Raw genomic sequence first — 15,704 nt, 5'->3', positions numbered from 1 at the left:
TGTCACCCACTAAAGAACGCCATGTTCAATCAAGCTGTTTTGTACTTTGCGTATCTCGGTGATATACAATGGATCATCGGCCTTTTCACCACTGACAATGGTAGTCGTGAGCGGTATACCTAAAGGATCTAACGCAGACTGATTTATTTTTAACTGGGGTAAATCCGGGCGAGGATCTTTACTGTGACCAAATTGAAAAAGGCCATTCTCCATTACCGTCATATAACCTGATGCACTAGTGCTATCAACCCGAACGCGTTTTGCCCTTAAATCATAAACGCGTATGATGCCTTGATTAAGATTGCTCTCAAATGCCTCAAAATCATCATCATGGCCCAAGGAATCCAGCACTATCGCGAGGCGATCGTCAGTGAAATCCAAAGATCGCACTGGCCTTGCAAGACATTTTTCAAGTGTTATCAGTAAGCTGTCAGCCCAGCTTTCAACATGGTTCAGACGATGATCGCCTTCACTAAGTATATGGGCAAGCCAGACTTGGACAATATGACCTAAACCAAGTCCTTTCCAATGCCCATGCATGGGGAAGTGTTTGTCCAGTAATGTTGCCAATTGAATTTTTTCCATCTGCGCTAGCAACAGAGGTATATCGTCGATCCGCTCAACTGTACTGATAAGTCCGTTTGTCATTGTAGATAAATCTTTTCCGGCAATAAAAAATACCCGGATTATGATGGGATTATTGAAAATAGCAAAATTAATTTTTTTTGATTGGTTTGTTTTGAAGTGCACAGAGCGCTTTGGGGGAGTAAAATGGATATTGTCTGAACTCTAAATAAATTTAAGCGAACGGTGAGAATGAACTTAAAAATACTATATCGTTAGTGCATGGTGATGAGGGAAAACAATGGTGGCAGCGGTTGTCTCGATTTCTTGGGCATCTTGCTCATACACAGGAGCTTACTTTATTGGATCCGTTTGATCATTTAAGTTTCAACTACATGCTTCCAGTTTTAGGTTCAAAAGGTGAAAAATGGGTATTAAAAGTCAGCATTCTCCATGATGAATTTTCGAGAGAAATTCATGCATTAAAGTATTTTAACGGTAGAGGTTCCACTCGCTTGATTTCTGCAAATCATGAAGAAGGTTGGATGCTTATTGAGCGCTTTTTGCCTGGAACACGATTAGTTGATGTTCTGTATGAAAAACAAGCTATCCCCATCGAAGTCAGTGTCATGCAGCGCTTGTAGTCACCAGTTATTGAACCAAATAAAAAAGAGAATAGAGGAGGGGTTGGTGAATCATGTAGATGATTAATGCATGTCTGCCCATCATGGCGAAAACAGTTTTCCCGGGGAAATTGACCTGGTAATACAGATGAAGTTTTTTGCTGGATAAATAGATGCCAAAAAAAACAAAGGCAATATTAGGAAAAATGGGCTGAAAATCAAGCGTATGGATCATATGCTCATGATACCAATACACCCAATCATGCCAAATGAAAGCAAAAAGAATAAGCAGTAAGATCCCCATGGTTAAACTGTGCCTGGGGTATCGAGCAAAGGGATAGGTAATCACCATACAGACGGCTATACAATGCAGTATACCGAAGTAAATCCAATAATTGGGATAAATAAAATAAGTAGAAACACTGAGTAGTGCTGCGCAGACTCCAACCCTGAAAATTCGTTTTAAAAATTTTTTTGGCGATAAATCAGCCAATCCCATGGAATAACCCACTAATAATAAAAATGAAGAGGAAATGACGTTATTAAATACTATCCAGCCCAGGGTCTTGCCTATTTGAAATGAGGCATAGCCAAAAAGAGTGAGATCGAAAAAAAAATGAAAAATAATCATCCCGAAAACGGCTAAACCTCTTACTATATCAATCAATTCAAAACGATTTTTTTCTGGAGAAGCCATCTCTTATCACCGTTATTAATGACGCTCATTTAATGCAGTAACTGGCTGTATTTTGGTGGTTCTATAAGCAGGAAAAACACCCGATATTAAACCAATAAAAAGTGAGACCAAGCAGCAAGGTAATAAATAAAAATAAGAATTAATAAAACTGATAGCAATATAAGTACTGAAAATATAGACTGCAATAACGCCCAGTATACTGCCAAATACCCCTCCAATAAGCGCTAAAAAAGCAGTTTCCAGTAAAATTTGGATTAAAATACTTTCATCAGTGGCGCCTATTGCTTTGCGTAAACCAATTTCACTTTTTCGCTCTGAAACAGACATCAGCATCAGGGTCGAAATGCCAATACCACTTATCACTAAAGATACAATGCCAATGAGCATCAGCGCCCCGCCTATAGTCGCGAAAATAAAACGCAATGAGTTTACTTCTTTAACTCTATCCAGCACTTTAAAATCTAGTTTATTTTTATCTTTTATGCGGTGATTATTAGTTAATAAATCAACTATTTTAGTCGATATACTGTTGATTTCTGCAGGGTTTTTTACCGATAAGATAATGTAGTCTACTGCATTATTAGCCTGATAATTATTAAAAAAATTTTCTCGGGCGGTCGAAATGGGGATGACGATTACATTATCCCTATCTTTGCCATCAACACTTTGCCCCTGTGTTTCAATGACACCAATGATACGATAAGGTACATTATTTAGCTTAACGAACTGACTTAAGGGATCAGCTTGCGGGAAGAGTTTTTGCCTTATAGTACTGCCTATGACGGCTATTTTCCGATGATTTTTAATATCATCCAGGCTAAAGCTCACCCCATAAATAATATTTAAATTCATGACCGGAAAATAATCAGGAGAGGAACCCATCACTATGGTATCAATATTGCTGAAACTCGATATAGCGTGCGTTTTCTCGACAATCAGTGGCGCAGTATGATTCACCCCGTTGAGCTGGCTGATTTTATCGCCATCTTCCTCAGTTAACAGGGAAGTGTATCTGGAGGTGGTATTAACCCCATTAACTCTGGTCGTTTGAGGAGTAATGATTAACATGCGACTAATTGGCGACAGTTCTTTTTCCAGAGTGTGATTGATATAATTACTGATATTCAAGGTAAGGAAAACAGAACAAATTCCTATACTAATACCCAGTATGTTTAACAAGCTTCTTAGGCGGTAGTTATTTAAGGAAATAATAATTTCGAGTAGAAGGACATGCCATAGCATCAAAAATCCCTCCTGTTAATTAATTTTCCCCTGGCGTATGGTGAGAATGCGATCAGCATATTGGTTTACTATATCATCATGCGTAGCAATTAATAGTGTTGCGTTATAAACCTTATTAATTTGTTTTAGCACATCGAGAATAATAAACGTATTTTCCTCATCAAGATTCCCGGTGGGTTCGTCTGCAAGAATAAGCTGTGGTGAATTACTTAAGGCTCGGGCAATAGCAACGCGCTGTTGTTGGCCACCTGATAGTTTTTTGGCGGGCTTATAAAGCTGCTGAGTTAAATGCATGGACTCAATAAACAGGCTGGCTTTTTTATGGGCTTCTTTCAAGGTTAATCCCTTATACAACAGGGGCAAAGCGACATTGTCAAGCACACTGCGATCCCACATCAAATGGAACGATTGAAAGATTAAACCGATATGATTTAACCTGAATTTTGATAATTCGCTGGCGTTCATGCCAGTGACTTCAAAACCACAAAAATTATAGCTTCCAGAAGTAGCGCTATCAATACAGCCTAATATATTTAATAAAGTACTTTTTCCCGAGCCAGATTGTCCCCTGAGGGCCAAAAATTCCCCTTTTTTTATATCCAGACATACATCACTGATCCCCGTTTCATAATTGTTATTATCATAGCTATAATGTTTGCAAAGAGAAGTGGTTTTAATGAGGCTCATGGTCATCAATTCCTAAAATTATTTTTTGGTTTTTATTGATATTTCCACCCAATATTTGCGTATACTCGTCATTTTCAATCCCTGTTTCTATTTCGACAGGAACAATTTGTCCCTTTTCTAAAAGGTAAATGTATTTTTTGTGGAGATCTCTTTTTTTAAATTCAGGTGGGGTAAAGCGCAATGCATCACTGGAAACGTATTGTGCGTTGTCTATTCGTGCTAATTCAATCGAGATGTCAGCCGACATCCCTGGTCTCAGCAGATTATCTTTATTGTTCACTTTCATTAACACATCATAAGTAACAACGCCTTGTTCAATATTTGGATTCAGCATGATTTTTTCTATATAGGCTTGAAAAGTCTTCCCGGGGAATGAACTGACCGTAAATGTAGCTTTTTGATTTATTGAGGTTAAAGGGATGTCTAATTCAGATATTTTCACTCTAATTTGCATATCGGTCATGTTTTCGGCGATTTTAAATAAAACAGGGGTGGTAAAAGATGCCGCAACAGTTTGACCAGGCTCTACAAGCCGTTCCATCACTACGCCATCAATCGGCGATAGAATATCGGCGTACTTGATTTGAATTAGAGCTTGCTCAAAATTAGCCTGGGCTAAGGCGTAATCGGATTCTTCAATTTTCTGTTCGGCTATTTTTATATCCAGATCCTCAGCAGATATAAATTTGTTTTTGATAAGTTTTTGCATTCGTTCCAGGCGAATTTTAGTCAATTCCAGGCGGGCTTTCATTTTGTCGAGCACGGCTCTACGTTTTTGAACATCATTACTAAAGATTTTTTTATCCAACACCGCAAGCACCATATTTTTTTTAACGACACTATTTTCATCAACAAATACATCTTCGACGATTCCTGAGACCTGAGTTCCGACAGAAATCACTTTTTTGGGATTTATAGTACCAGTCGCGGTAATTTTTTTAATCAGTAGACCTTGCTTTAAAGTAGAAAGAATATAATTGTTTTCATCGACTTCTGTACGTTTATTATAATAAAACAGGACGGTAATAAGTATTGCAGTAGTTACACTAGCTAACCAAAAAGTCTGTTTGGTCTGGAGTTTTATCAATTTCTCGTTCCGTTAAATTGAATGAGATTTAGAAGCTCACTATTGCTTTGAGCTTCTAAAGTTTAAATACCCTATTTCATGCTCTGACTTGCAGTACTACCTGTGGGAACTGGACCACCACAACCTACAAGAGCGATTGAAGACAAACTAATCATTAAAAAACAAACAACTGATAATAAAGTTTTCATTATCTGTACCTCTATTAAGTAAAACCTACTTATGTTTAACCCATAATAATTATAGACTGCATTTGTAAAACTGTACAAATAAAATCCATTAATATCTGTTTTTTTCGTATTTGACTTATATTGTAACAAATGGTTCATTATAAATTCATTTTTCTAGGTGAGTGAGTAAGGTTGATGAAAGGCTTTGTTTCTTAGCTCATTAATATCCCATTAGCGTGTCCTGATTTCAGGGTCTTAAGCAAGCGACTTGGTGAGTTAGGTATCAAGGTTCCGCGGTACAAGAAAACAGGGGAGTATGGTCGACGAAATTACTCTGAATTAGGAGAGCATCGTTACCAACGAACTTTTGGTGATACAACATGCGCGTGATTTTTCCCGTCAACAGCAAGAGACTATGTTGGCTAGTGGAGTGCTCAATAAAATGACATCACTGAAAATGCCTCAAAGCCGTCGATCTGCCTAAGTTTTGTGGAAGAAGACTCTGCGTGGGATTAAGAAACAAAGTCATCATCGATTATTAATTGTATTCTGATTGAAATGCAATTAACATTTGTTTATATAAAATAATATGGAATTTGAATGAAGTTAAAAATAAAATTTTGTTTTTATCTTTTTTTGATATTGATAGGACTATCAGAAGCGAGTATAGCTAGCAATCTAATAAATCATCCTAACCTCAACTTATCAGAAAAGACAACAGAGTCAACAAAAAATATTCCTCATTTTTCTTCCTTAAAAGATAAATCTAAATCGAAAAATTATTACTTATCATTGCAATTAGGTGGGTTTATAGGTCATCAAGGAACTAACCAGGTTATTGAGATCAATGGAACACGTGGGGATTATTTTTCTATTTCTCGTCAAAATAACAGCAACGCTCTTGTTGGACTTGGCTATTATTTCAATACAAAAGAGTTGGAGTATGTTAGTTTCACATATGGCCTCAATGCTTTTTATTTGGCACGATCTAAAATTATAGGTACGGTTACCCAGGAGCAATTATTCACTAACCTTTCATACAATTATTTTATAACAAATTGGCCTATCTATTTTGCAATTAAGACTCTTGTTAAAAATCGGAACAATAATAACCACAATCTAACATTAGACATTGGTATTGGACCTAATATCATTCGTACCAGCAAATTTAATGAGCAGCCACTTCTTGGAAGTATAATTCCTGATAGTATTGTCGCAGGGCAAACAACTACAAACTTTACTGCTATGGCGGGGATAGGTTATAGAGTAAACCATTTCTTTGGGCCTGCTCCACTCGAGTGCGGGTATCGATTTTTTTACTTAGGTCAAACTAATTTACGCAATATTAATACTCAGATAATGAATCATTTCTCAACCGGACAAAGTTATGCTAATGCGCTGTTATGCACTCTAACAATATAATTTTTTAAATAGGATGAAGATGAAAGCCATCAAATTTTTACATGCCTGTTTAATTACGGGCTTATTATTAAGCAGCACAACCACTTTTTCAAATAGCCCAGGAAGTGTTATTGCGGTCACTTATTCAGGTATCCCTCTCGTTGTTGATATTGTTGTGTGTACAAATGTTAACGATCCCATCACCTGTGAAATACATAAATCAACACATAACGAGGTTATTCTTACACCAGTAGTAACAAATTTTTATTATAAATACATGGGGTTCAAAATAATGACCCCTGGATATCTTGCTCAAAATTCTCAAGGGACCTTAATCCCAAATAGTTTTGGTTATGTGCTCACACCAGGATCAGCTTCAGCTCCTGCAGTATCTCAAATAGGAGAAAGTGTCCCCTCATGCAATGGATTGACGGCGATTAACCTAGATGGTGTAAATTGGCGATGTTATGATTTGGCAGCAAACTCTAGGACAAGCTGTATGCTTCCCCCCAAAAATAACTGTGTAGCTGTTGCAGCTACAGTACCAACCAACAATCAAATAAACGACCTATATACAAGATTTAACGTGAACAACAGTCAGAGTATCTTTGCGCAACCTACTAATGCTCTTATCGCAAACCAGCCGAATAATATATTTTTGGGTAATGTTTTACAAATAAATACTCCTGCCACAATAAGTGCAGCAAGCTGGTCAACTGATTGGGGTACTCAAAATTTAATTTTTAGCGCACAGCAGCTTTGTCCTTGCACAATTTAAAATTATTTGGGCGGATCCAACTAGTTAACACAACTTTCGGTATGGTAATGGAGCACTTCTTTCTTTAAACGCTCTTTAACTCGTTGATGTTTATTTATTCCAGGAAATTGTTGATTACCCTAGCGCTCACAATCATGACAATAAAGTTTATAGGTTTATATCGTATCATCGGTACAAAGCCGGTAGAAAATTCTTATGTGATTTTTGCCCAGATGATAGGCAAACCTTCAGAGTAGCCAAAAACAGCGGCTATATAGACCATGGTCTTCATTTTAATGAATATGGCTATCTAATGAAAAAAGTGGTTGCCGTATCAGGCGATATCCTCTCTGTGACAAAAATTGGGATTTAGAGCTATAAAGAGCGAAATTAAACCAAAGATTGAAAAAATTGGGTTATGATAAACCCCTAATAAATCGGTTATAACATCAGTAACCCCTCAGGCCCATGACCAGTACCCAATTCATCAAAAACATTGTCAGTACTTATCTATTGCAATATAAACTATGGTTTTGGCATTGAGTTATTAACTATTGTTCTTGAATGGGTAGGCTTCTCTTTTGAGTTATCAAAAAAGCACATTGTGCGCTTCATATCTATGGCTTGGGATAATTCACTGTTTTTATCTTTTAGTAATTTATCTACATCCAAGTCATTATCTATAGCTTTTACAAGAGCATCAATAATTCTACTTAATTTTTTGCTACTGTTCACCCAACGAGGATTGTAGCTATTTGCACCTATTTCTAACCGATTTATGATTTCGAGCAATTTTTGATTTTTATTAAAATGTTCTTTAATTTGATCAATACCAGGAACTTCAGAAACCAACGTACTTAAATCATCCATAGATTTCTTAAAATCGTAGCCTCTGGATTGTTCTGGTATATGGCTGACTTGCATCTCACGCAAGTCATCAACTAGCTTTTTAAGCTTGTCTTTCTGATGCATGGGGCCTTCAAATACAAACCGAGCTAATCCATAATATCTGTCAATAAAATCGTTCGACCTCCATTTACTTGTCACACGCTCTTTCCAGACCCGATCATCTCCAAAAGCAGTTGCACAGCAAAATAGTTTTCGATTTTCAATCAAATACAAACAGAGTTCTGCTTGCTTTTTTGACATTCCCTCATGAACTAATTTTTCTAAGTTTATGGCTGGCTTTTCTACATAACGATTGTTAAGCCAATTGTTTTTCTTCAAAAGTCCTACTGAAGTCGAGTTAAGATATTCTTGGGGATAAAAGCTAAAGTGTGTAAAAGCATTAGCATCAAATATATATTGTTTTACCTTATCGATACTTAGTGTTAAATTAGGTTTTGGCATTGTTTACCCCATTTTGAACCATTAATACACAGAATTAATATAACTATATCAAATATAAATTAAGCTAATATTAAGACAATTTAATCGTTAATGATGGTTTTTTTAGGTCATTTAGTGCAATTTGACCACGAATTACCAATGATGAGTATCCAAAGAATTTAATACGACCACTTAAGAGTTGGCTGATACAATCGGTGTTAAAATGTGACTTTCAAGAATTTTCTATTTCTAATATTTACATAGCCTTATTTAATTTGATCTCTTAAAAGATTAAACACGTTTTGATGTGAGAGCTTCGCAGTTCTTATCGGGTAACAATTTACTGGTGGAAGATAACTCCAATTCTTGAACGGTTTTTTTTAAAAGATTTAGGCAGTCTTGAAACATCACCTGATGCTCAGTGCCCTGGCTTTTCAAAAGAGAATTGGTATCAACATTAGGACTTGAAAATTTTGAACCAGCAATATAACTTGGGTCTTTCAAAACCAACTCCATCTCTTTTTCAGCTCGAATATACTCGTTGACAAGTTGCTCAACAGAAAGTCCTGGAATCATATTAGAATCTTCAAATATCACAGGCATTAAATTTTCACGCATAAGCAAATATTGCATCAAGAGCATGGAATAGGTCCGTCCAACCCCATCATCAAATGGATGAAATAAAACCACGTGTTTTAAAAAAGTGAAAATTGAAACTAGTTTTTCCTGTTTGCCTATGGCTTTTTTTAGGGAATTTTCAAGTTGTTGAATGCAATCTTCATGTACTCTATCTAATAGACCTCCTCCATTTTCTGAAGTGACGTATTGAATATGCATGCCTTCTTTTGCAGCCATCCAAATCTTCTTTGCCAGCTCCCCAGGATCGTGGTTTTTAAATGAGGAATAGGTCGTATAAGAACGTTTTCCTTTCTCCTTCTGAACCCATATTTCGATTTCACTGCTGTTTTCTTTTGGGGACGATAGTTCTATAAACAAAGGGTCCTCCTCGAACATTCGGTTCTTATCAGTCAGGTATTTTCCTTGAATAGATTTCAAATAAACAATGTTTTCTAATAGTCCTTCAAAGGAGTCACATCGTTCAGGGATCAAATCCCAAGCCGCAACATTTTCACTCTCTCGAAAGCACCCTGGTTTAGTGCAGTTCCTTGTTTTTTTCACATTTTTAAGGCACGTGCCATGCAATTTTTTAATAAATTCCACATTAAATTGACTGTTTTGCCTGATGCCATCAAGTAGAAAACATAACCCTTTAGTCATTCCTAACAAATAACCAGGTTCTTTAGACTCAAAACCCACCCACCCCCTATGCATGTCTAAAAAATCTTTTAATTTTTTCTCTTCTTGTCCTTCTGAGTCTAGATTAAGAAAATCAAATACTGATGAGCTGCCGCGGCTAATTTCCCACAGAGTATCCTCATAATCTTCTAGAGTAAGCTCTTTAAATAACTCATGTTCCAATATCGTTTCTAAAGACGTTTTTATTAACTCATCCTCACTAATCCCCATCAGTTGTTTATACACAAAGCGGTACAATGATTCTCGGTAATCATAACGAGAGCGTTCAACAAAAAAACGCCAAAACTCTTGTACGGGAAATGCTTTTATAAATTTCACCGTATCGCTGCTCTTAATTTCATGATCCTTTGAGAAAAACATGATTATTTTCCGTCGTACTCTTATGTTAAAAATATATACCGTTAATTATGCATTTTATGTGGCCTTGAAAGTCCTTCGTTAACATGTTTTTTTTGATGCAAGCTTTTTGTGTGGGGCTTCTGTAGCTTCATCGTATTCATAGTCAGTGAAAGGGTCCTCATCCTCTAAGGCGGTTTCCTTAATGCCTTCAGCAAATGGGACGTCCATTCTTTCATTTGTCCATGCGCCGTGAGTATAGCTTACGTACTTGCCGAGTTTTCTATTGGAAGTGGGGGAAATATCAGTAGATGTTCTAATCCCTGCTTTTTTGAAACGCTCCTCAATTTTAACAAAAACGTCTATCCATTTTTCAGCATCGAACTCCGGGTTTGCGTTACCATAAATGACAAGCTCTCGCCCTATCATGGTTTTTACGTCATTATTTTGCACACGATTTGCTTGTGCTTGAGTCATGATTTTAAATGTCCCCAAACTCATTTGATTAGCCACCTCTGCAATGATAGGAAAAGCTTTTGAGACGTCGTCCTTATGAATGGATAAATTGAATTTCCAATCAAATTCGTCTATTTTCTTAACTGGCGGCTTGGTGCGTTCATAACGTATCCAACGGTCGCCTTCTCCAGAAAACGCATGAAATATCGAAAGTTTGAAACCGAGGGCTTCGTGATTTTCTTGTCTATAACCTTTTTCTCCACATTGCTCTTCAGGTTCTTTGGAGAAGTAGCTACTTACGATGTCCTGGATATTAGCGGATTTAAAAAATGAAAGGCTTTTCTCTAAAACGCTTTTTGTAACACTGTTTGCAGAACTTGAAAATTTTTGAAAGAATGTATTACTCTGACGTTGATGCTCTAAGTGTTCTTTTTCTGCTGCATCAAGCTTTACAATTGCTTCACGCGCTGAGGGAGAAAGAGGGCAATCTTTTTGCACCACATCTAAAATATCCAACAGTGTCCTTTTAAATGAGCCCCATTCTCTTGCAGCCAACATCTTGTCTTTTGACAATATTTTAGACAGATATTGGATATAAATTTCTCTTAAAACGAGTAAATTCATTTTGTTATTTAATTCTTCTGGCGAATAGGGAGCATATCCAGCTAGGGTGCACAGGCTATTTAAGGTCTCTGAATGCAAATTGTAACAGACTCGCTTCATTTGCTCATTATCTAAAAAAAGCTCTAACTCGGGGTTATCACCTTCTTTCTTAATTTGCCACATAACCGTTTCTATTATTTTTTTAAAATTTGTTTCATTGATAGGAATTTCTTTGAGCTTTGGATTAGTGTCTTCATGATAAAAATACAGTTTATTGTCTTCAGTAATAACGTAAGCTCGTGCTATTCTCCACTTTTCTGTTGATTCAATCAACCTAAGCATGGTCGCCTCATCCAGTCCTGATTTGACTTTCATTAAACTAGTGGAGGGCTCATGATGAATGCACTTGTTAAGACCTTTTCCTAGAAAATCAAGTATTTGCGAGTGAATAAATAGGTTTAAATCAACAGTGCCTCCATATTCTTTTTCGAGGGCAGTTAATTTTTCCATGATTTCAGCAGATTTAAGGCGATTATTTTCTTTAAACAATACAGCAAGCGGGTTTTTTATTTTTAAATCTTCGCATGAGTCATGTTGTTGATAATATCCTGCCACAAAATCCTTAGGAAAGAATTCTTTAAAGACGCTGGATAATGATTTTAAACCCTTTACGGAGGGAATTTTTTCACAATGCGTTTCGAGTTTGTAGTATAAGGGGGTGCCATAAAGACTCTTTTTAAAAAATTCCTCGTATTCAGTTCTTGGTTTTGATGCTACAAGTAGTAGATATTCGTTCCTTAATAAGAGTAAAGATTTTAAATAATGAGCAGGCACGCTTGAAATTGCTTCAAAAGAGTCAAAAGCTCCTCCAATTTTATACTTTTTAGTGATGACAAAAAATAATTTTTCAATGTAATCCATTTTTTCATCGACGCTCATGGCCTCATTATCAGTTATTTCTTTTTCAAAGTCAGGAACCGTACCCTCATCGATTAATCTCAGTAAAGGTAATCCCTTTAAAAGTTTTTCGTAGGACTTTTCCAGCATTGGTTTTATTGAGGCATCCAGTTTATCCACTATGTTTTTGCGTCTTTGATTGATGTATTTAGTTGATTGCTCCTTGGACTGGTCGAAATGGTATTTCTTTTTATGTAATTGAATAAATACATCCGGGTCAAGGTCAAAATCTTTGGATTTTTTAAGGGCCACTTTCATGGCCTCATAAGATTGCCCCATCGCGATAACTTTGGTAGGCATATCACATAACATCACCCAACTGATTTTATCCATATTATCCAGTTTGACTTTTCTCTTTTTTGTGTAACCTTCTTCTATTTCGATTTCTTTGGTTGACTTAAAGGACATCTCTTCTTCGTACTGCGCTGGCAAATAATCAAAAGCATGGTCGTATTTACTGAGTTCGCTAAGAACCGCCAGAGTGTATACCGAGCAGTTGAATTCGTCCTTTTGCAGTCGAGACTGACAAGATTTGATTTCGAATTTCAACCCTTTTTTAGTTAGTTCTTTATACAACAACTCCAGAGCCTCCATGTGTTTGGGGTCGGCTGCAGATTCAAAACAAAAAACTCTATAGACACCTGAGCTGTCTCTTTCTACATCAAAGCCAATCGTGTGAGCGCCATTCAAGTGACTGTACAAATACTGTTTCCTATCCCCCAAAGCCAAACCCGTGATGGCTTTTGCAAGTTTTCTTGCCGTGGCCTGTGAGGCATAATCAGTACATCGAATGGATATCAGTTGCCCAGAGCGTCCTATTTCTCGCAAGCGACGGTTTTTGGCTTTCAATATGGGTGTTATTTCTTGGGCTTCAAAAGGTTGTCTATCTCGTTTATATCGCACTGAATCATAAACCTTGCATAAGAACATATACTCATCGCTTGAAAAATCACCCGACTCATAGGTCGTCAATTTTTTCTTGTCCTGCAGCTCCCTTAAGTGTTTTGTTAAAATAAGATGGACGTTTTTGACCAATTCCTTAGAGAAATCGTTGTTGGTGTTGCATGATTGAATTGCTTTGCGTAATTGATATTTGATAGATGAGTTAAAATGTAGCCAATAAGCCAGACCCTTTTCGTCTTTTTTACTGATTAAACTAGCCAACTCTGACTCTGGTGGCTCTGTGAATAGTGCTTTTCTTTCATGGCATCCAATAATTAATTTTGCTAGCTCAATGGAAGATACCTCATTATCCGATGGTGCTGTAGATAGTATGAACTCTGTTTTTCCTGTACCCATGATCTTCAACCTTAAATTAAGTTATTAAGTTATTGTTTATTTATATAGCACATAAATAGTCATTTGTGTACAAAAAACACCCTTTCTTTGGAAGTATCCCAAGGAGGTGAAGAGGTCGGCAATGAGGTCCGTTCGTTTATATCCTCAGGATCATCGACGCCCTCGGCTGTTCAGTTCATTTGTTTGTTAATAGAGAGGTTCTGCATATGCGTTGGTGCACCCTGTCTTTACTTTAGGTTTCAGCTTCTTGTGATAGTCACTCGATTCAAATCATTCTTCCAGCATAATGCCTTTTTCACCCTTGTATGCTGCTCGGTAACGTTTAGACAAATTTTTAAGTAAAGCCCCATCGATAACTTCCCCACAACAATTGTCCGGTTTATTTTTTGTTTCGGTAACATTGCTTATGAGGCAATTCGTTAGGTAGGTCATGGCTTGATATTTTCTGAACATAATGTATACTGTATGTATAATTTGTTTGTATTAGTATTAAAATGCCTCTAATCCTAAGTGCATTTTCAGCCGTTAAAGAAGCCAACTTGGTAAAACTAAGTCCGAAGCAGAAAGAGATTGTTGATAAATACTCCGAAAAGTTACTGCGCGCTCAATACAAAGCTCATCAACCACGTACATTTGAGTTAGCAGTAAAAACCATGAAAGTGCAACTCGAACAACTATCTGTTTCGTTGAAAGAAATAAATTTAGAGAAGATGCCAGATAAAGACAATCGTCGCCGTGAAATGATTCAAAAAATCGAGAACGATATAAAATTCATTGAGAATTGTACTAAGGGAGATTTTGCAAAGAATTATCAAGATCTAAAGAAAGAGTTTTTGAAATATTTACAACACCCAGAAAGTAATAGCTCGCTTGATAAAACTGGAAAACTTTTAGAAAAAGATGATCCATTTACCCTGGCATATATTGAAGACGCATTGGAACACCACTACTTGGACAGTGGAGACCCTGAACAATTAGCCAACTTGTTTTTGTTGATGAAATTAAAAGTTGCTTATACATCAAGTCCAGTGGTTATTCCAAGTTTGCCACAGGACGTATCCCTGCTTCAATTACATGGAGAAGTTGAAAAACAACGCTTGTTAGCGATAATTGATGGACAAGAGGACTTGGCTCGTGCGTTAAAGTACTTATCGATTGGATGCACTACAGTAACCGCGAAAACAGAAGAATTACGGGAAGGGATCATTAAGCATGGAACAAGGTTACAGGCCTATCGACATCAAGAAAAATGCTGTGAACTAGGCGGTCGGGTTGTTCTACATTGTAGTCAAGCAATGCTTCCCGGAATGGGTTTAGAAAAAGGAATGTGTTATGGCTTAGCCTGTCGTTGGGCAGAGGATGTTATAAAGAAAGATAGTTTTATGGGCTTTCGAGGTAATCAAGAGGTATTTATTCAGCCAACCAAAGCAACGGATAGAATTCTACAGGCAATACCGAGTTTTAATGATCTTGTTCGTTTTGATCCTAAAATCTATGAAACTCATCGGTCTCAAAAAGAACATGTCGATCAGAGTTATGAGGATAATGTAGAACTCAACCCAGAAAAGCAATTCGAAAAATTCACCGATCGTATAATGCTTGAAGTAGGCAAATATACTAATACAGCCACCTTTGTTAGTTATTATAACAGCAAAGGTGCGGGACATGTTGTTGCTATTCATAAACGAACAAAACCGACGCCCCAAGGCTTCCTAATCGACTATTTCGATGCTAATTCAGGTTGGATGCAATTTAAAGACGATGAGAGTTTTAAAACATTTTTTATCTATTATTTAAATGATCGACATGAAAAAGAGAAACTTACGAGCATAGCTTTTGAAAACAAGTTTTATAAATCTTCCTACTCGCATATTTTCGATTCGCTCTCTGAAAAAGCACCACAAAGTACTCCTCAGAGACAAAGAGCACACAGCTTGTCAGCAAAAATGGAAAAAAGCACTAGCCAAACAAAGTCTGAAATAAGCGAAAAAGTTGAAAGCGTCAAAACAACTGAGAAAATCGAAAAAAACGATGAAGAGCAAAACAACGTTATTGTCAAACGCAGTTTATGACATTAATTGGGTGTGTCCATTTAATTACGCTATTTCAGTCTAATGTTAATTATTTAAATATTTTACTTTCCAAGATAAGGACTCAGATTCATTCAGCGACAGTGTTAATG

General features: G+C 36.7%; 13 protein-coding genes. 4 read left to right on the top strand and 9 right to left on the bottom strand.

Annotation, left to right across the window (positions count from 1 at the left end; genetic code table 11):
• Positions 1 to 9: 9 nt before the first annotated feature.
• Entirely contained in the window at positions 10 to 648 is a 639-nt protein-coding gene (locus tag Lwal_RS17800; RefSeq protein ID WP_197697699.1) for an IS1634 family transposase, read from the bottom strand.
• 230 nt (positions 649 to 878) lie between these two features.
• Here Lwal_RS17800 and Lwal_RS05525 point away from each other — a divergent pair, with 230 nt between their 5' ends.
• A complete protein-coding gene (locus tag Lwal_RS05525; RefSeq protein WP_229309755.1) occupies positions 879 to 1,208 on the top strand; it encodes an aminoglycoside phosphotransferase family protein in 330 nt (109 codons plus the stop codon).
• Between the two features lie 7 nt (positions 1,209 to 1,215).
• Here the strand turns inward: Lwal_RS05525 and Lwal_RS05520 are convergent, their stop codons facing one another.
• The 4 genes from Lwal_RS05520 to Lwal_RS05505 are packed head-to-tail and all read right to left on the bottom strand — an operon-like array spanning position 1,216 to position 4,900.
• Positions 1,216 to 1,884: a heparan-alpha-glucosaminide N-acetyltransferase gene (locus Lwal_RS05520; RefSeq protein WP_028378571.1), complete on the bottom strand. Its 669-nt coding sequence runs from the start codon at positions 1,882 to 1,884 to the stop codon at positions 1,216 to 1,218.
• Between the two features lie 15 nt (positions 1,885 to 1,899).
• Positions 1,900 to 3,126 carry an ABC transporter permease gene (locus Lwal_RS05515; RefSeq protein WP_019234660.1) on the bottom strand — a complete coding sequence of 409 codons (1,227 nt, stop codon included), beginning with the start codon at positions 3,124 to 3,126 and terminating at the stop codon, positions 1,900 to 1,902.
• A gap of 15 nt (positions 3,127 to 3,141) precedes the next feature.
• Complete coding sequence (locus tag Lwal_RS05510) at positions 3,142 to 3,813, bottom strand: ABC transporter ATP-binding protein (RefSeq protein ID WP_050598487.1); 672 nt, start codon at positions 3,811 to 3,813, stop codon at positions 3,142 to 3,144.
• A complete protein-coding gene (locus Lwal_RS05505; RefSeq protein ID WP_028378573.1) occupies positions 3,800 to 4,900 on the bottom strand; it encodes an efflux RND transporter periplasmic adaptor subunit in 1,101 nt (366 codons plus the stop codon). The genes Lwal_RS05510 and Lwal_RS05505 overlap by 14 nt, the downstream gene beginning before the upstream one ends.
• 767 nt (positions 4,901 to 5,667) lie before the next feature.
• On the opposite strand from Lwal_RS05505, the gene Lwal_RS05495 reads away from it, so the two are divergent.
• Both Lwal_RS05495 and Lwal_RS05490 read left to right on the top strand, forming a co-directional pair.
• Positions 5,668 to 6,489 (top strand): hypothetical protein, encoded by an 822-nt coding sequence (locus Lwal_RS05495; protein WP_050598488.1) that lies wholly within the window; start codon positions 5,668 to 5,670, stop codon positions 6,487 to 6,489.
• Between the two features lie 19 nt (positions 6,490 to 6,508).
• On the top strand, positions 6,509 to 7,246 hold the full coding sequence (locus Lwal_RS05490; RefSeq protein WP_028378576.1) for a hypothetical protein: 738 nt from the start codon (positions 6,509 to 6,511) through the stop codon (positions 7,244 to 7,246).
• A gap of 504 nt (positions 7,247 to 7,750) precedes the next feature.
• On the opposite strand, the gene Lwal_RS05485 is transcribed toward Lwal_RS05490, so the two are convergent.
• The 4 genes from Lwal_RS05485 to Lwal_RS05470 form a co-directional block, all read right to left on the bottom strand.
• A complete protein-coding gene (locus Lwal_RS05485; protein ID WP_028378577.1) occupies positions 7,751 to 8,575 on the bottom strand; it encodes a hypothetical protein in 825 nt (274 codons plus the stop codon).
• Between the two features lie 270 nt (positions 8,576 to 8,845).
• On the bottom strand, positions 8,846 to 10,231 hold the full coding sequence (locus tag Lwal_RS05480) for a hypothetical protein (protein WP_028378578.1): 1,386 nt from the start codon (positions 10,229 to 10,231) through the stop codon (positions 8,846 to 8,848).
• Between the two features lie 78 nt (positions 10,232 to 10,309).
• Positions 10,310 to 13,522 (bottom strand): hypothetical protein, encoded by a 3,213-nt coding sequence (locus Lwal_RS05475; protein WP_028378579.1) that lies wholly within the window; start codon positions 13,520 to 13,522, stop codon positions 10,310 to 10,312.
• 270 nt (positions 13,523 to 13,792) lie between these two features.
• Entirely contained in the window at positions 13,793 to 13,975 is a 183-nt protein-coding gene (locus tag Lwal_RS05470) for a hypothetical protein (RefSeq protein WP_028378580.1), read from the bottom strand.
• Positions 13,976 to 14,016: 41 nt separating this feature from the next.
• Between Lwal_RS05470 and lem8 the strand changes: the two genes are divergently transcribed.
• Positions 14,017 to 15,594 (top strand): Dot/Icm T4SS effector Lem8, encoded by a 1,578-nt coding sequence (gene lem8, locus Lwal_RS05465; protein WP_028378581.1) that lies wholly within the window; start codon positions 14,017 to 14,019, stop codon positions 15,592 to 15,594.
• The last annotated feature ends 110 nt before the right edge of the window (positions 15,595 to 15,704 follow it).

This window comes from Legionella waltersii, assembly GCF_001468085.1.
Lineage (GTDB): Bacteria > Pseudomonadota > Gammaproteobacteria > Legionellales > Legionellaceae > Legionella > Legionella waltersii.
The sequence above is the reverse complement of the archived record's forward strand: the minus strand, read 5'-3'. Positions and strand labels throughout refer to the sequence as shown.